General features: G+C 61.6%; 12 protein-coding genes. 3 read left to right on the forward strand and 9 right to left on the reverse strand.

What is annotated here, in order from left to right; genetic code table 11:
• The first annotated feature begins 9 nt into the window (after positions 1-9).
• Positions 10-582: a PadR family transcriptional regulator gene (locus FFA61_RS00680; RefSeq protein WP_005962427.1), complete on the forward strand. Its 573-nt coding sequence runs from the start codon at positions 10-12 to the stop codon at positions 580-582.
• A gap of 427 nt (positions 583-1,009) precedes the next feature.
• Here the strand turns inward: FFA61_RS00680 and FFA61_RS00685 are convergent, their stop codons facing one another.
• Positions 1,010-1,519, reverse strand: a complete 510-nt coding sequence (locus FFA61_RS00685; protein ID WP_005962426.1) for an RNA-binding S4 domain-containing protein — start codon at positions 1,517-1,519, stop codon at positions 1,010-1,012.
• A gap of 26 nt (positions 1,520-1,545) precedes the next feature.
• Complete coding sequence (locus FFA61_RS00690) at positions 1,546-2,478, reverse strand: hypothetical protein (protein ID WP_040313561.1); 933 nt, start codon at positions 2,476-2,478, stop codon at positions 1,546-1,548.
• A 265-nt stretch (positions 2,479-2,743) separates the two neighbouring features.
• Here FFA61_RS00690 and FFA61_RS00695 point away from each other — a divergent pair, with 265 nt between their 5' ends.
• Both FFA61_RS00695 and FFA61_RS00700 read left to right on the forward strand, forming a co-directional pair.
• The gene (locus FFA61_RS00695) at positions 2,744-4,312 is read left to right on the forward strand and encodes an aspartate:alanine exchanger family transporter (RefSeq protein WP_005962424.1); all 1,569 of its coding nucleotides are present in this window, start codon (positions 2,744-2,746) and stop codon (positions 4,310-4,312) included.
• A gap of 824 nt (positions 4,313-5,136) precedes the next feature.
• Complete coding sequence (locus FFA61_RS00700; RefSeq protein WP_005962423.1) at positions 5,137-5,676, forward strand: NUDIX hydrolase; 540 nt, start codon at positions 5,137-5,139, stop codon at positions 5,674-5,676.
• A gap of 317 nt (positions 5,677-5,993) precedes the next feature.
• Here FFA61_RS00700 and FFA61_RS00705 read toward each other — a convergent pair whose 3' ends face one another.
• The 7 genes from FFA61_RS00705 to FFA61_RS00735 form a co-directional block, all read right to left on the reverse strand.
• On the reverse strand, positions 5,994-7,292 hold the full coding sequence (locus FFA61_RS00705; RefSeq protein ID WP_040313560.1) for a M18 family aminopeptidase: 1,299 nt from the start codon (positions 7,290-7,292) through the stop codon (positions 5,994-5,996).
• A 95-nt stretch (positions 7,293-7,387) separates the two neighbouring features.
• Positions 7,388-9,121: an ABC transporter ATP-binding protein gene (locus FFA61_RS00710; protein ID WP_005962421.1), complete on the reverse strand. Its 1,734-nt coding sequence runs from the start codon at positions 9,119-9,121 to the stop codon at positions 7,388-7,390.
• Entirely contained in the window at positions 9,118-10,884 is a 1,767-nt protein-coding gene (locus tag FFA61_RS00715; protein ID WP_005962420.1) for an ABC transporter ATP-binding protein/permease, read from the reverse strand. Before FFA61_RS00715 ends, FFA61_RS00710 begins: the two co-directional genes overlap by 4 nt.
• A gap of 23 nt (positions 10,885-10,907) precedes the next feature.
• Positions 10,908-11,948 (reverse strand): ABC transporter substrate-binding protein, encoded by a 1,041-nt coding sequence (locus FFA61_RS00720; RefSeq protein ID WP_040313559.1) that lies wholly within the window; start codon positions 11,946-11,948, stop codon positions 10,908-10,910.
• Positions 11,949-11,960: 12 nt separating this feature from the next.
• Positions 11,961-12,740, reverse strand: coding sequence for an ABC transporter ATP-binding protein (locus tag FFA61_RS00725; protein WP_005962418.1), 780 nt, complete (start codon positions 12,738-12,740; stop codon positions 11,961-11,963).
• Positions 12,737-13,849: a FecCD family ABC transporter permease gene (locus FFA61_RS00730; RefSeq protein ID WP_005962417.1), complete on the reverse strand. Its 1,113-nt coding sequence runs from the start codon at positions 13,847-13,849 to the stop codon at positions 12,737-12,739. The genes FFA61_RS00725 and FFA61_RS00730 overlap by 4 nt, the downstream gene beginning before the upstream one ends.
• Positions 13,842-15,956 (reverse strand): YcaO-like family protein, encoded by a 2,115-nt coding sequence (locus FFA61_RS00735; protein ID WP_005962416.1) that lies wholly within the window; start codon positions 15,954-15,956, stop codon positions 13,842-13,844. The genes FFA61_RS00730 and FFA61_RS00735 overlap by 8 nt, the downstream gene beginning before the upstream one ends.
• Positions 15,957-15,959: the final 3 nt, after the last annotated feature.

Genomic DNA, 15,959 nt, shown 5'->3' on the forward strand with positions numbered 1-15,959 from the left:
GGAGCTCCAATGTCTGTTCGCAATGCACTTCTTGCTCTTGTCTCGCTTCAGCCTGCCGGGGTCTATCGGCTCAAGCAGATGTTTGAGGATCAAACATGCGGCGCATGGCCGTTGAACATCGGTCAGGTCTACCAGACAATGCAGCGCCTTGAACGCACTGGTTGCGTCACCTCCCACCAGGAGACCAACGCCGGTCGAGACTCCGAAGTCTTCGAGATCACCGATGCGGGCCGTGCGATCCTCGACGAGTGGTGGTCCACTCCGGTTACTCGTGAGCAGCCAGAGCGTGATGAGCTTGTCATGAAGCTTGCCGTCGCCGCCGCAGATCCGAGTGTCGACGTCGCTTCACTAATCCAGATGCAGCGCCGTGCGACTCGCGCGGTTCTGCGCGAGGCTACGCGCATGAACGAAAGCGCCGATGATGGGGAGCTCGCCTGGAAGCTCATCCTCGAAAGCCACATCTTCGAACTTGAAGCAGAATCGAAGTGGCTTAACCACATTGAAACGGGTGCGATCTCGCAAGCGTCACGCCGAGCGGATTTCGCTGCCTCGAAGCGCCGCCCTCGCCGCGATACCGCTTAAGATCTTTCATTCAGTGAAGAGGATTTGAGGGGGAATGACAAGGGGTGTTGAAAGCTCCTTATCGCTGAGAATTCGCCTTTTCCACTCGGCATTCGCTCTTCAACACTGAGCATCGCCTCTTCAAGGGGCCCTGCTGGTCCTTCCTTCAGTGTCCCTTCCTTGAGGGCGGCTTCTCACTCCTGTAGCTCGTCACTCCCGCAGGGGGAGCGGCGCCCTCAATGCTGGGCAGCGTTGACCTCGATACGGGTGGGGCACGTGGCGCTTGCTAGCAGTTCTTCACTCTTCCACGGGAAGTCTCGTTCAGGCGAGCATCACTCCCGTGCAGCGCCGGGCGCTACGGGCAGGGCGGCACTCACGTCGGGGTAACGGTGGCCGACTCCCGCGCAGCACCAGGCGCTACCCTCTTCGGCTCTGTTGAGGCATCCGTTCAGTCCTCCAGGACAGCCTCCCGATCCCACGTGGCAGATGCGCGCTCCAAACGAGCGCGCTCGTGCGAATCCCTCCCACGCAGACGATCAAGTTCACGCCTTTCCTTCTTCGAGGGACGTCCAGCGCCGCGTTCGCGAATGGCAATGGGAACCACCATTTTCGGGCGAGCAGGTGTCCGATCCTCGTAGCAGACCCTGGCCTGAGGTGCGCCGACTCTCTTCACGAGGAGCTTGCGCACGAGAAGAACCTGATCGAAGCCCTCAATACGCAATCGGACCTCGTCGCCGACTCGGATCTTTTGAGCAGCCTTCGCACTGTCTCCATTCACCTTCACATGTCCGGCCCTCGCCGCACTTGTCGCTTGAGAACGCGACTTCATCTTGCGGACCGCCCACAACCATGTGTCCACCCGAACGCTATCCCCATCGGCGAGGGCACCGCGGGGAATATCCACCTCCTCGGTCGTGTTCGGCGGGGATACCGGGGGCTGGGAGGATGAGGCGCTCATAAGGGAATGGTAGATGCCAGAAGGAATCAGCTCCTGGCAGGCAGGAGCACAACCTCAATGTTCGGACCGCACAGGGCGAGGAGCGCCGAGGCGGAGAAAGCGGCAAGCACGGCAACGATGCCGTCGCGTGTCGCAGTGGTGGCACTCCCGCGCTTTGTCGCCGCTTCCATAAGCGTCTGAGCAATCGCTTCAAAGGACCAAATGTCAATGACGAAAGCTTGCCCGCCGAGCACATCAACGAGTCCATCGGAGTTGACGCTCGTCCCCGGCTGCGCATTCACCACGAGGACGAGTTCACGATGCTCGCCCATAGCCAGGGGAATTGGTGCTGAAACCCAGGGCGTGCAGGCCTGGCCGAGGCGAGCGCCCGGAGGCAACACCGTCCGCAGGCGCTCGGCCCGAGCCAAGGCCGCCGCAGGAAGCTCGGCGGGATCCAATCCCCAAGAGCGCATCAGAGCCTCAACCGCTTCACGCGAGTCGATCATCAGGCGCAGCGCGGTCTTCAGTCCATCCATTGCTCCACAGCCGAAATCGTCTTCCCCGACTGTTTCGCTCGAATGAACGCACACTTCGATGCCGGACTTGCGCAGGGTGGAGAACAGGTTGGAAATCCATGCCTCGCATTGCTCGGGCACATCGGCGGGGAGGGGGTCTTCGCCCTCGTCCCAGCCAGTAAACCCCTCAGGGCGGAAGGCTCCGACGAGCAGCAAGTCGGCGACCCAGGTCGTCAGGCTCCCTCCGGGTACGCGCACACGTGCCGGTGCGGGTTCCGGTTTCCCGGAGGGAGAATCCTCAGCCTTGAGCATGAAGGGCCGCCCATCCATGCAGCCGCTTGGGTACGAGCCGTGAAGATCGATTCTGTGGGCATCGGGCGCGGCGCGAATGTCATCGAAGATGCGGTGAAGCTCGTCGATTCTGTCCTGAGTCGGCTCAATGGTGCCGATCGCGCTGGACAACATGGGGCACTCCTTCATGCGGGCGACCTCCTTAGGGTAAACGAGCAGCGGCCCTCGGGCTCGCGCAGAAAGCCACGGGAGGACGCGCGGCCCCTCGCCGCTCAGCTAGCGGCCCTCGGGCGCGCGCAGAAAGCTCAAGCGCGGCGGAAGCGAAGAGATGACACTCCGAGCGGAAGGGGGCCTTGTGAGGAGTGATGTCGTTTCTTGCACCTCGAAACGGTCATTCCCCAAGTGAGGGGTGTCCCGAACGAGGGAATAGGCTTGAGACATGGCCGAACTACTGGAGACGAACCACCTACTTGCCTTTTTCCTCGTTGTAGGCGCGGGAGCCGCTCTCGGAGCGATCCGCTTCGGACCTTTGCGCTTCGGCGCGGCCGGCGCCCTCTTCGTGGGACTCGCAGTCTCCGCCTGGGACCCGAATATCGGCAATGACATGAAGATCGTCCAGCAGATCGGACTCGCATTCTTCGTCTACACCGTCGGCATCTCCGCAGGAGCCATGTTTTTCCAGGACCTGCGCAAGCAAACATCCCTTTTGACCTCAGCAGCAATCGTCTCCCTCCTCGGCGCCTTAGCCGCAGCTCTTGGAGGACACCTCCTGCACCTGCCGAAGGGCTTGACCCTCGGTATCTTCACGGGCTCCCTGACTGCGGCCCCCGCCCTCGACGCTGCGACACGCGTCACCGGCGACCCCCAAGCGGCCGTCGGCTACGCCTTCGGCTATCCGATCGGTGTCATCGTCGGAATTCTCGTCGTCACCATGACCGTGACAAGGAAATGGGTCGGCGTGAAGGACACACCATCGCTTGCGGGCAAAAGCCTCGAAACTCTGACAGTCCGAGTCACCGAGACGGTCAACACCCGCCATGTTCGAGCATGGCGCGAGCAGCGCGTGCGCATGTCTTATCTGCGTCGCGGCGACATCACCCGAGTTGTCGTGCCCGGTGAGGATCTCGAGGAAGGTGATTTCATCCTCCTCGTCGGAGACCCCGAGAATATTGAGGAAGCCGCTTCCCAGGTCGGAGTGGCCGTGGACCATCACCTCGAAGATGACCGTTCGGATGTCGCATTCGAAAGGATCGTCGTCTCGAACCCGGATGTCGCGGGCCGATCCATCTCCGCTCTCAACGTTTCAACCCGCTTCGGTGCAGTCATCACCCGTGTGCGTCGCGGAGACCTGGACCTGCTTGCCCGCGACGACCTTGACCTGCAGCTCGGCGATCATGTGGCCGTCGTCGTCCCGACCGAAGAGCTTGAGAATATTCAGAACTGGCTGGGTGATTCGGAGAAGCGAGTCTCGGAAGTCGATGCCATGGCCTTCGGTATCGGAATGGTGCTCGGAATGCTGCTCGGAGCGCTCCCCTTCCCGATTCCCGGAGGTGCCACCTTCGAACTCGGCTCCGCAGCGGGCCCCCTGATCGTCGGGATGCTCCTTGGCGCGCTGCGCCGCACGGGCCCTCTCGTCTGGTCGCTTCCCACGTCCGCGAACCTCACGATCCGCCAGATCGGCCTGCTCCTCTTCCTCGCGGGGCTTGGGTTGGGAGCGGGCCCCCAACTCTCCGCGCTGCTGACCAGCCCGGAGGGGCCCAAGGCCGCCTTGCTCGCTTTCTTCCTTGTTCTGCTGTGCTGCGTCGCTCAAGCGCTCGCGGGCCGGTTCGCGGGATTGTCGGCTGCGAGAAGCGCAGGGGGAGTCGCGGGTTTCCTCGGCCAGCCTGCAGTCCTTCAGGCAGCGGATGCTCGCGTCGCCGATGAACGTATCGAAGCCGCATACGCCACTCTTTTCGCTTTCACGATCATTGTGAAGATCCTCCTCGTGCCACTGATTTGGAGCATCTGATAGGTTTCGCGCTGATCTGGCGCATGTGAAAGTCCTTTCACGGATCTGGTGGATCTGAAAGTTGTTCCACTGATCTGGTGGATCTGAAAGCTAAGACGACTCGAAGTGCTGTGCATCTGGAGAAGCAGGCTCAAGGTGTCGTGCATCTGCTGAGCAGGTTCGAGGTGCTGTGTATCCGCTGAAGCAGGTCGAGGACCGCTTGTCCAAGGAGACATTCCCTTCTCACGAATCGGCTCCGGTTCCGAACTATTGGTGCGCGCGCGGGGAGTATGCCCCGTGGGTGTGGGGCTGCGCGTGGAGTGCGAACGTGAGCTCAGAGGGGGGTCCGAGCGTGAGCTTAGAGAGTGGGGTTGTCGAGTGGAGCACGAGTGTGAGTTCAAAGGGTGGGTTTTCGCGTGGGGTGCGAGCGTGAGCTCAGGGTGTGGACCCCAGCTGTGCAGCCTCATCGGCCACGTTGAGCACTATGCGGCACGCGCTTGAGCGCAGATTTCCTCTTGTGAGCGGACCTATTTCTTCTTGTGAGCGGACCTTGCACATGAGCTCCTTGTGGAATCGACGAAAACAGGCATTTCCCCTTGTAATCCCCTGTAAGGACGGCCCTTCCTTCGTCTGCTCTGCCAACTTCCTGGGATGAACGTGTCCCCATGCAAGCGCGGGCCCTGCGGATCGTGAAGACTGCGATAGCGGATGCGGGGCGTAACCCCCATGCAAGCGCGGGTTCTCCCCCACAGAGGTTCGCTGATGTCCCCGCTCACGTGTAACCCCCTTGTAAAGGCGGCCTCTCCGGTTCAGTGGCACATGATGAGTGCGCATAGGCTGAGGGCATGACGACACCAGATTTCGTCCTCGAACTGCGAAAAAAGATCGGACATGCAGAGCTCTGGCTGCCCGGAACCACCGCGATCGTTGTGAGAGCTCTCGACCCGGACAGTGGTGAAGCGACGATTCCTCCACACGGATGGTCACGCATGATTCACGACTGCACCGCAGTCGAGGTGTTGTGCGTGAAGCGTGCGGACACGGGTGCGTGGACTCCGGTCACTGGCATCGTGGATCCTCGTGAAGAACCGGCAATCGCGGCCGTTCGTGAAACGGAGGAAGAAGCCGCAGTATCGGCTCGAGTCGACCGGCTGATCAGCGTTGATGTCGTCGGTCCCATCACCTATGAGAACGGTGATGTCTCCAGCTACCTGGATACCGCGTTCGTCCTCGAATGGAACGAGGGCGAGCCTGAGCCCCGCGATGGGGAAAACACAGAGGCGGTGTTCCTGCGCGCCAATGCCTTGCCCAAGATGAACAAGCGTTTCCAGCGTCTGATTGCGAAGGCACTTTCCGGCAGCGTTATCGCTGACTTCGAGGATTAGAGGCTTCGCCTGAGCAACGTCGCGGAGGAGGAAATGGGCGTGAGCGGGCTTGCATGCCCCGAATGCTGGCCTGAATGTGTCTGTGCGCTCGAAGGGGAGGCTTGAGGGTCCCTGCGCGTCCCAAATGGGGGCCTGAGCGTGCTTGCGCGCTCGAAGTGGAGGTCCGGACCTCCCCACCCGCCCTAAGTGGAGGGGATGGCGTGTTGTGGAGGGGATGGCGTGTTGTGGAGGGGTTATATCCCCTCCTTTTGTCGTTATCCCCTCCACTACGGGGAGAGCCCCATCCCCCCACAAAGGAATCAGAAGCGAGCCCGCCTTCAGGCGCCGAGCCAGTAGGCCTCCAGCGCCTTCGACAGGGCGATGAGATCGTCAACATGGCTCATCTCGCGCGCCGAGTGCATCGACAGCAGCCCGATGCCCACATCCACAGTGAGAATGCCGAGCCCTGTCGCGGTGATCGGCCCGATCGTTGAACCGCAGGGCATGGCGTTGTGGGAGACGAAACTCTGGCTCGCCACCCCCGCAGCTTCACAGGCGCGCAGCCACAAGGCGATGCCTTCTGCATCAGTGGCGTAACGCTGATTCGCATTGATCTTGACGATGGGGCCACGGCCCATAACGGGACGATTGTGGGGATCGTGACGTTCGGCGTAATTCGGGTGGACCGAATGGGCAGCGTCGGCGCTCACACAGGAGGACTGGGCGAGCATGCGGTGTCGTGCGTCGAGGTCACGGCCAAGAGCTGCTCCAGTGCGTTCGAGGACGCTCGCAAGGAGCGGGCCTGCGGCGCCCGATCGGGTTTCCGAACCGATCTCCTCGTGGTTGAAAGCGATGAAAACGAGGACATCGCCCTCTTTCGGCATTCCCTTCGCGGCCAGGCGCTCCAAAGCGGTCAATCCCGAGTGGACGGAGGAGAGATTGTCTTGCTGGCCAGCGGCGAAGAACTGGCCTCGGTCGCCGAAGGTCCCCGGCCCCTGCTGAGGTACGAGGACGAGGTCGTGGGACACGATGTCTTCAGCCTTCACTCCCGCGTACTTCGCGATTTCTTCCATGAGATCGGCGTCGGAATCGAGGGACCAGATGGGGTGCAGGTGTTGCTGCGGATCGAGCTTCAGGCCCTCTGGGTTGACTGTACGGTCGAGGTGGATTGCGAGCTGCGGGATCCTCGCGAGCGCTCCGGTTCGGACGAGGACCTGTGAACCATCGCGCATGAGGAGGCGCCCGGCGATTGCGAGCTCGCGGTCGAGCCACGAGTTCCACAGCATGCCGCCGTAGACTTCGACGTCGATCTGTTTGAAACCATCCGGGCTTGTCGAGGACATGGAGGGTTTGACGCGGAAAGCGGGGGAGTCGGTGTGTGCGCCAACGATCCTGAAGCCCGCGTCCTCGGTGAGGGTTTCGGGGACGACCCATGCGACGACGGCACCTGAACGGAGCATGACGTGCCCGCCGGGGGAGGCGTCCCAGGGGTCTTTCTCATTTTGAGGCGTGAAGCCCGCGTCTTCGAGGCGCTGACGGACGAGGTCGGCGGCGTGGAAGGCGGAGGGGGAGTCGAGCAGGAAGTGTTGATAGTCGATCGCGTGCTGCGTCGTCTCGTCGTATTCGAAATAACCCATGAACTCCATCGTAGGGCCCGCCTGTGCTGACGTAGGACCCGCCGATGAAGACCACTGTTGATGAGGTCCTCGCCGACGGGCCCCTCCGGCTGTGCTCAGGATTCCGCGTCTGATTGATCCGCCAGAATGCGCCTGTAATCCGCGCTATCGCGTTTGAGTGTCTCGTGCGAGCCGTGGGCGACAACCCTTCCAGAGTCGAGCACCCAGATGGATTCCGCATCAGCAAGGGAAGCGAGGCGGTGCGATATCACCAAGGTCGTCCGCCCCTGCCTGAGGCGCGTCGCCGACTCGGTGATCTCCCGCTCCAACTCCGGGTCAAGATTGGCTGAGGGCTCATCGAGGATGAGGAGGCGGGGCTGTCGTAAGAATGCGCGTGCGAGGACGACCCGTTGCCGCTCGCCCCCAGACAGCGCAGTTCCCCGGTCACCGACTGGCGCATCAAGACCACCAAGACTTTTGACGAGGTCTTCGAGTCCAGCTGCATTAAGCGCCTCCCACATCATGGTGTCATCGGCGTTCCAGTCGGCCAGAAGGAGGTTCGAGCGGAAGGTCCCGGAGAAGACGTGGCCGTTCTGCGGGACGAGAGCGACCTCGAGCCTGTGCTCATCCGGATCAATTCCGCGAAGGTCGTGCCCGGAGAAACGCACGCTCCCCGAATCGGGGTCCATGAAGCGCATGAGCAGATGAGCGAAGGTCGACTTTCCGGCACCGGAAGGACCGACGAGCGCGACGGTTCGGCCCCCGGGGACACTCAGGGTCGCCTCCTTCAAAGCGGCTTCACCCTCATAGCGGTAGGTCACGGACTCGCCCACGGCAGCATCCTTCTCGCCTTCGACGAAGGGCAGATCGAGGACCGTGGAGGGGAGCGGATCTGGGGCGTCGAGGATCTCGTTGACTCGGTGGGCACAGGAGGAGACCTCGCCCATGATGCCGAGCATCCCCGCAAGAGAGAGAACGGGAAGAGTTGCCATCCCGATGAGCACGATGGCGACGGGAAGGAGCTGGGCCGGGTAGGTTCCTTCGATGACTCTGCCCGTGAGAACGGCCAAAATAGCGATGCTGACCGCGGCAGCGCCGAAAGCGGATCCTGCAGATTCGATGCTCTTGCGCGTGGCTTGTGCGAGTTTGTCGCGCTGGACGAGGGCGCTCATCTCAAGAACTCGACGCGTGTGTTCTTCGCGTTGTCCGAGGGCGTAGAGCTCTCGTGCGCCGACGACCGAGTCGAGGCCGAGGGATTTGAGGCTTGAAAGGCCTGCGCGCACCCGTTCTCCCTGTTTTCTTTGGATCGGGGCGAGTAACCATGGCATGAGGATGGGGAGAACCATCGAAATGAGGACGAGTAGGACCAGTGGTCCGATCAGGGCGATGAGCACGGACTCGATGATGATCGTGTTGATGAGGACTGCGACGGCTACTGGAGCGGTGTGGGCGTAGAACCATTCCAATTGTTCCATGTCGTTCATCGCAGTAGCAGTCAGATCGCCGGTCCGTCGCCCCGACAGGCCCCTGGGAGCGATCCTCTGGATCGCTGCGTACAGGTCGATCCGCATACGCGCGAGGATCTGATAGGCGAGCTGATGGGACCACCAGGCATCGTAGAGGTAGCAGAGTGCATGGACGATAGCGAGGGAGAAGAGCACGAGGAAGGGGAGGAAGAGCTGGGGGTGGTCCTCGGATACCAGCCTTGTCGTGATCCATACGCTCACCACTGAGACGAGGATGAGGGCGATCTGATGGAGGGCGATCACGAGGACGGAGCCGATGAGCAGGCGTTTGAACTCCCCGAGTCGTCCCATGATGGACACGAGGTCTGTGAAAGTCTGTTTCATCGCTTCTCGATTCCTTGGGAAGGCACGGGTTGGGAGGAGACGCCGATGACTTCGGCGGGGGCTCCGGATGAGTGGATCTCCCCACCGCAAAGACGGACGATCTCGTCTGCGCTCGCCGCCACTTCCATCCGGTGGGTGACGAGGACGAGGGTCATCTCGGGATAGGTCTTGCGCAGGCCGGAAAGGATTTGGGCCTCGGTATTCGAATCCAATGCGGAGGTGGATTCGTCAAGGATGAGGACTCGTGGTCTTCTGACAAGAGCCCTGGCGATGGCCAGACGCTGGCGCTGGCCTCCGGAGAGATTCGCTCCCCCTTCCTCGATGAATAGGTCGAGGTCTTCTCCTTGGGCGCCTGAGCCGTGGTGCACGCAGGAATCGCGATTGTCATGGAGCCCGTATGCGCGCGCAAGAGTCAACGCTTCGAGCATCTCTTCCCGAGTCGTCGAAGGGGCCGCCGCTGCGAGGATCTTTTCGACGGTTCCGGGGAAGATCACGGGAGATTGTGGCACCAGCGAAATCGTTGAGGGGATGTCGACGCTGGTCGCGGGCTCGCCGCCGATCGTGACTCTACCTGCAGTCGGGGAGTCGAGACCGAGGATCATGCCAATCAGGGTTGACTTCCCCGAGCCGGAGCCGCCGATGATTGCGAGGAATCTCCCTTGGGGAATGCGCAGTGAGGCGTTGCTGAGGGCGGGCGCATCGGCCCCCTCGTAGGTGTAGGACACGGCGTGGGCTTCAATGTCGGCGGTGTTTCCAGCGGGCAGGGCACGGCGCTCGGATGTGATGCGGGCGGGAGCGTTCCCGTGGAAGACCTCGTGGATTTGCGTTGCCGCACTCAGTCCGAAATAACCCGCGTGGAAGGCATTGGCGAGATCTCGAAGGGGACGGAAGACCTCAATGGACAGCAGGGTGATGAAGAAGAGACGATCGACCCCGTAGAGCCCATGATGGAGTTCGAAAGCAGCAATGAGGAGTGCGATCGCGGGTCCGAGGACCATGACGGCGGCGGAGGCGCCGGTCTCTCCAAGGGAGATCCTCAGCTGCGACAGGGTCGTTCGCAGGAGCTCTTTTGATCTCTCTGCGAGCTTATGCCCGTAGGCCTGGCTCGCGCCGAAGGATTTCAGGGTCGTCATCCCCATCATCGCATCGACGAAGTCGCTGTTGAGATCTTCGTAGGCGCCCCAGTGCGCCTGCCCCTCCTCAGCAAGAGCGCGGTCCCATAGCCTCGGCACGAGGAAGGTGGCGATCGCGCAAAGGAACAGCACGGTGCCGATGGCTGGGCTGACGGTTCCGATCCAGATGCACAGGGGGCCTGCCGTCAGTGCAGTGACGGCGATCTGGGGAAGATAGGAACCGAAGTAGGGCTCAATGGCCTCTACCCCGTCAACCATGAGTGATTCGAGGGCTCCTGCGCGTGAGGAGCTCAGGCGCATCGGTCCTCGCTCATCAATGTCTGCGAGGATCCTCCGGCGCAGATTCACTTTGAGGAGGAGCCCGAGCCTATTCGCGATGTAGGCCCGCAGGAGGCCCAGGAGGGGAATGAGGATGAGGAGCAGGGCAAGCACCGCGATCCATCTCGTCAATGCGGAGGGATTGCGTTTTCCTAGCAGTTCGGTGAAGATCATCGAATTCACTAGGGCGCTTCCAACAAGCGCGGTGCTCGCGGCAAGGCCGGCGAGAATCGGTGGGATGAGGACCGCAGGGCTCACTCCTGCCGCTTCGAAGACCGCACGTTGACGTTCCCCTACTGTGCGAATGCTCATTCTCTCTCCTGGGCCTTTCAAGGTCACTGTTCTGCGAGCGTCTTCACGAGCTCCCGTGCTGCGTCGATCGCTTCGACGGTCGGGTAGGCGGCCCCGGAGGGCAGCTCAATGATCCTCTTGTTCTTGAACGCTGCCGTTTCCGTCATTCCGGGGATCTTCTCCAAACGAGCCAGCGAGTCCTCGAGGGTGATTCCGCCTTCGCCCGTGGTCACGATGAGGACATCGGGATTCGACTTGACGATCGCCTCGGGCGAGATGGCGCCGTTGAACATCGCGTCGTAGGTGGGGGCAACGACGTTCTTCAGATGCGCGGTGTCGAAGATACCCTGGATCGTCGAATTCGCGCCGTAGGCGAAGAGGTCCTCGGATGAATCCCAGTAGTACAGACCTGCGACCGTGAGTTCGGGGAGCTTCTTACCTTCAGCTCGGGCTTCGGCGAGATCCGTTTCCATTGTGCTCGCGTTCGTGTCGGCTTTCTCTGCGGTATTGAGGAGCGCCCCGAGTTCACGGACGTGGGCGGGAATCGCATCGAGATCGGCGAAGTTGCTTGTCGCGTCGGCGAAGGCGTAGGCGCAGCTGCTCGGAGGCATCACGGCCGAGATCCCGTTTGCTTCGAGATTGTCAATGCTCAGGTCGCCGTCACCTAGGGCTGATCCGTAGATCATGTCGGGGCGTAGTTCGAGGATACGTTCGAAACTGATGCTGCCGTGCTCCTCGCCGCCTGCGGAAACGACCTCTTCGATACCGGTGAGTTTGTTGAGCTCGTTCTCAATGCGGGGGCCGTATTGAGCGCCGTGCTCGCCGAATCGTGCCACCATTTTGTCCGCTGCGCCGGCGGAGACGATGTTTGCAACGCCTTCGCGTCCAGCGCCGATGATTCGCTGGGGCTCGTGTTTGACGGTCACCTCTTGTCCGCAGAATGAGGCTTTCATTGGATAGGTGCCATTTGAAGATGGAGAGGCTGGCGTTGAGTGCTCTTGGGCGGCACCTGTGTCGGTCGAGCATCCCGCGAGGACGAGGGCCGCGCAGGTTGCGGCGGTAAGGAACAAGGGCCTGAGTGTCATGGAATTTTCCTTCTATCGAGTGGGTGAGGTGAAAAGGAATTGCGGCTTGCCGCAGTGGTCAATCCGTGAAACGTTGACGCCGTACAGCTCTGCGATGGTGCTTTCGAGGAGGACCTGTTCGGCGGCGCCGACGGAGTGCATGCGCCCTGCGCTGAGGATGTGGATCCTGTCGCAGTAGCGTGCGGCCATATTGAGGTCGTGCAGGACGATGACGACGGTGCGGCCAAGATCGCGCAACAGTTCGAGAACCTCGTGCTGGTAGCGGATGTCGAGGTGGTTCGTGGGCTCGTCGAGGAGGATGCAGCGACTTCCTTGCGCGAGCGCCCTGGCGATGACGACGCGTTGGCGTTCACCGCCGGATAGCTCGTCGGAGCGTCGTTCGCTCTTGTCGAGCATCCCCACCGCTTCGAGGGCATCGAGGGCCAGTTTGCGATCTTCTTCACGGTAGGGGCTGAAGTCGGAGATGAAAGGCATGCGCCCCAGCAGTACTTCGTCGAGAACGCTCATTCGATGAGGGATGAAAGACTGCTGGACGACGACGCTGATCTCACGCGAGATCTCCCTCGGATCGAGAGAGTCGAGGGGGGAACCGTTGAGGAGCACTCGTCCGCCAGCGGGGGTGAGAGCCCCGTACATCGTGCGCAGAAGTGTCGTTTTTCCTGAGCCATTGGGGCCTACGAGCCCGGTTACCACGCCGTGGGGGATTTCAGCATTGATCGAGTTGAGGGCAAGGGCTGATCCGTATTTGACCTTGAGATCCTCGATCCGGAAGGCGGGGGTTGTCGTTGTCATTCCTCATTCCTTGCGTCGCGTCCGATGAGGAACATGAGGAGGGGAGCTCCGAGTAGTGAGGTGATGACTCCGATTGACATTTCGCCGGGGGCTACGGCGATTCTTGCGAGCAGGTCGGCGAGGACGATGATGATGGCGCCGATCACTGCGCAAGCGGGGGCGGAGCGGCGGAAGATCCCACCGTGCAGTCTTTTCGCGAGGTGTGGGACGACGAGTCCGATGAATCCGATCGTTCCTGTGAGGGCCACGAGGAAAGCGACGATGAGGGAGATGAGGAGGAAGACGAGGAAGCGCTGGCGTTGTGGATCTACACCGAGGGTGCGCGCGACGTCGTCGCCGAGGGATAGCGCGTCAATGCGCCGACCGATGGCGATGAGTCCGAGGATCCCGGCGCCGCTGGCACCCATTGCGATGGCAACCTCGGGCCAGTGGCTTCCGGCGAGGGAGCCCAGCATCCAGAAGACGACTGAGCGCGTCGTCGTGGGGTCTTTCGCGAGCATGATGATGAGGCTGGTGAGGGCGGAGAAGAAGAAATTCACGGCCATTCCGGCGAAGATCACTCGCGTGTTCGTCAGTCGCCCCGCTCCCCTGGCAAGGGTCATGACGAGGGCGAGTGAGACGAGGGAACCGATGAAAGCGCCGACTCCGACTCCAACGTGAACTGGACTGTTAGCCATCCGCAGACCGAAGACCATGACGGCTGCAGCTCCGGTGGAGGCTCCGGCGGAGATCCCAAGGATATAGGGGTCGGCGAGGACATTTCGTAGGGTCGATTGAGCGGCGAGGCCTGTGACGGCTAGTCCCGCGCCGCATGCGGCGCCGACGAGAGTGCGGGGAAGTCGAGTGCTCCAGATGATGCCCTCGTCAACGGGGCTTGGGGGCGGCAGAATCGTCCATTGCCACGGGGTGAGGTGTTCGAGGACGATCCGCAGGGTGATTCCCGGGTGGACTTCGACTGCGCCGATGCTGCATGCGAGAAGCATCGAGATGATGAGGAGGACGACGAGGCCGACATTGATACTCGCGTTGCGGGCCCGTGCGGCACGGGGTAACCGAGTATTTCCTTGAGTGAAGCCGATGCTACTGGTGGGGGGATGAGAGCTAGGCATGAGGCAGGGGGAATCGGTTGAGCTGGTCGGGGCTCTGCGGGGCGTCGTGCAGTCCCATCCGGTGGTAGGCATTGAGGATTCGTCCGCCTCCGAGCGTGATGTCTCCCGCGGGGAAGTTCGGGACAAGACCGGGGACGAGGACTCGGAGCACGACGCCGTTGCAGGCTCGAATGTCGGGGGTGGTGACGTCGGCGGCGAGGATCTCGTAGCCTGCGGCTTCCAGTTTGTTGCGGTAGTAGGCCGAAGCGCGGGATTCCCCTTCATCCACGGGGTATCGGGTAATCGGGACGATAGGGCGATCGAGATGTGGGGAGCGATGCTCGTGCGCCCGGGGGTCGAGGTTGAGCTGCTGTTGGATCATGAGGTCATGAACGGAGTCGTAGTTCCATTCAATGGTGTCGAGATAGGCCCGGTCTTGCCTGTACGGCAGGGCCATGTTCGGTGACAGTTCCAGTCTCTCGATGGCTGAGAACATCCTGCCCGCCGGGTCGAGCAGATCAATCGCTCCGTCGAAGAGGGTTGCGGCTTCTGTGATCGCCTTGAGAGCGGCAGCTTCCGTGCTCGGGCGGCAGGAGAAGCCGATGTTGCAGGTGCGGTGGTGGTCGTTGCGCAAGACTGCGGCGACGACGGGGATGTGGAACTCGTTGGGGAGGATGAAGAAGGAGAGATCGAACCCTTTCGCTAAGAACCGGTCGACGGTTTCGGCGACTTTGGGCGACTCGATGCTCACGGGATTAATCGTTGGCTTCGAGTGCCACCAGATCATTGTGGCGTCGCGTTCGATGATCTCTTCGAGGCCGTTGAGCAGTGCTCCCTCGAAATCGTGGCCTGCGGCGATTCCCGCGTATGGGATCGGTGCGATTCTGGGGAATGAGGAGAAGGGTTCGCCGTGGATCGTCCCCTTCTGGTTGTAGTTGACGTAGACCATGGAAAGGGGGACGAAGTCGTCGCGTTGGCGCGTAAAGTTACGCGCCGGCATCCATGGTATTCGGGTGTGAGGGGTGAAAGGTGTGAATCGGAAACCGGCTTGGGCGTACTGCTCGGAGGAGAAGAGTATGAAGCTTTCAGGGGGAACGGGGGTGCGGCCTGAGGAGAGGAGGTCGTCGTAGCTGCCGATGACGATGGGCTCGGAGTCTATGACATTGACGCAGTATCTCTCGATGGCCTCTCCCACCGCTGCGCGGCGTGCCTCATCTTCGTCCTCAATGGCGCTTCCCTGGCATACGGTGTTGTTGCTCCATTCGCTGATGACCCGAATATCCGTGACATCGGATTGAATGGTGATGACGCATTTGGGCAGGGCTTCGTTGTGATCGATCGTTCGCAGTCGTGTGACGATTCCGGCGAGTTCGTCGCAGAATGCCTCCGAATGAATATCGATGATTTCTGGCGCGTGCTCGTAGCCCCTCCACGTCAGCCATGGAACGAGCACCCGAGCGCGCTTGCGCGCGGAGGGAATATCGATAGTCGTCCAGTTCAGGGATGATTTCGCATCCTCGTTTCGTGTGGGTGAAATCTTCACGTCGAGGAGACGATCGGGGAACTCTTTCAGGTGATCGCGGATGAGATCGAGGGCGGGCGGACGCAATGTCGCGGAGGTGGCTCCGGGGGCGAGGCTGGCCGCCGTTATGCGTGCCTCCAGGTGTCTGTAGAGGTTGGGGAATTGGGGGCTGGACAAGGGGCCGATGAGAAGATCGGGAAAGCGGATGAGGATGGCGAGGTAAGAGGCTCCAGCATTCAGCGCTCGCTCCTCGGCTTTCAGCACACTGGGAAGGTCTGGGCTCGTCAGGTAGTGGATGACGGTGTCGCCGGGGAGGGGGCCTTCTCCTTCGAAGAATTCTTTCAGTGTGAGTTTTCGCGCGCATGCCTTGAGGAGGCTTTTCGGAGCCGGGCTATCGGCGAGGAGAGCGGGGTGCGCGTTGGGGGTGAGGTCAATGACGATGGAGAAAGGGTCGGAGGGGAGCGGAAGGGCTGCGTCTGGGCAGGGGGCGAGGGCTTCGAGATCGTTGCGCAGACCTCTGATGAGGGTTCCGTCTGCTCTGCGCGCGTATGAGTCCTTCTCGCTCGGCCATAGTTGGACGAGACCCTTTCCGCTCCCCTTCGTCATGGT

Origin of the sequence: Schaalia cardiffensis F0333, from assembly GCF_005886435.1 — a bacterium.
In the GTDB taxonomy this organism is placed as follows: Bacteria; Actinomycetota; Actinomycetes; order Actinomycetales; family Actinomycetaceae; genus Pauljensenia; species Pauljensenia cardiffensis.

What these genes read in the sequence shown, in the direction of transcription:
- FFA61_RS00680 (WP_005962427.1), top strand. Translation starts at nt 10, where the DNA reads ATGTCTGTTCGCAATGCACTTCTTGCTCTTGTCTCGCTTCAGCCTGCC.
- FFA61_RS00685 (WP_005962426.1), bottom strand. Translation starts at nt 1,519, where the DNA reads ATGAGCGCCTCATCCTCCCAGCCCCCGGTATCCCCGCCGAACACGACC.
- FFA61_RS00690 (WP_040313561.1), bottom strand. Translation starts at nt 2,478, where the DNA reads ATGTTGTCCAGCGCGATCGGCACCATTGAGCCGACTCAGGACAGAATC.
- FFA61_RS00695 (WP_005962424.1), top strand. Translation starts at nt 2,744, where the DNA reads ATGGCCGAACTACTGGAGACGAACCACCTACTTGCCTTTTTCCTCGTT.
- FFA61_RS00700 (WP_005962423.1), top strand. Translation starts at nt 5,137, where the DNA reads ATGACGACACCAGATTTCGTCCTCGAACTGCGAAAAAAGATCGGACAT.
- FFA61_RS00705 (WP_040313560.1), bottom strand. Translation starts at nt 7,292, where the DNA reads ATGGGTTATTTCGAATACGACGAGACGACGCAGCACGCGATCGACTAT.
- FFA61_RS00710 (WP_005962421.1), bottom strand. Translation starts at nt 9,121, where the DNA reads ATGAAACAGACTTTCACAGACCTCGTGTCCATCATGGGACGACTCGGG.
- FFA61_RS00715 (WP_005962420.1), bottom strand. Translation starts at nt 10,884, where the DNA reads ATGAGCATTCGCACAGTAGGGGAACGTCAACGTGCGGTCTTCGAAGCG.
- FFA61_RS00720 (WP_040313559.1), bottom strand. Translation starts at nt 11,948, where the DNA reads ATGACACTCAGGCCCTTGTTCCTTACCGCCGCAACCTGCGCGGCCCTC.
- FFA61_RS00725 (WP_005962418.1), bottom strand. Translation starts at nt 12,740, where the DNA reads ATGACAACGACAACCCCCGCCTTCCGGATCGAGGATCTCAAGGTCAAA.
- FFA61_RS00730 (WP_005962417.1), bottom strand. Translation starts at nt 13,849, where the DNA reads ATGCCTAGCTCTCATCCCCCCACCAGTAGCATCGGCTTCACTCAAGGA.
- FFA61_RS00735 (WP_005962416.1), bottom strand. Translation starts at nt 15,956, where the DNA reads ATGACGAAGGGGAGCGGAAAGGGTCTCGTCCAACTATGGCCGAGCGAG.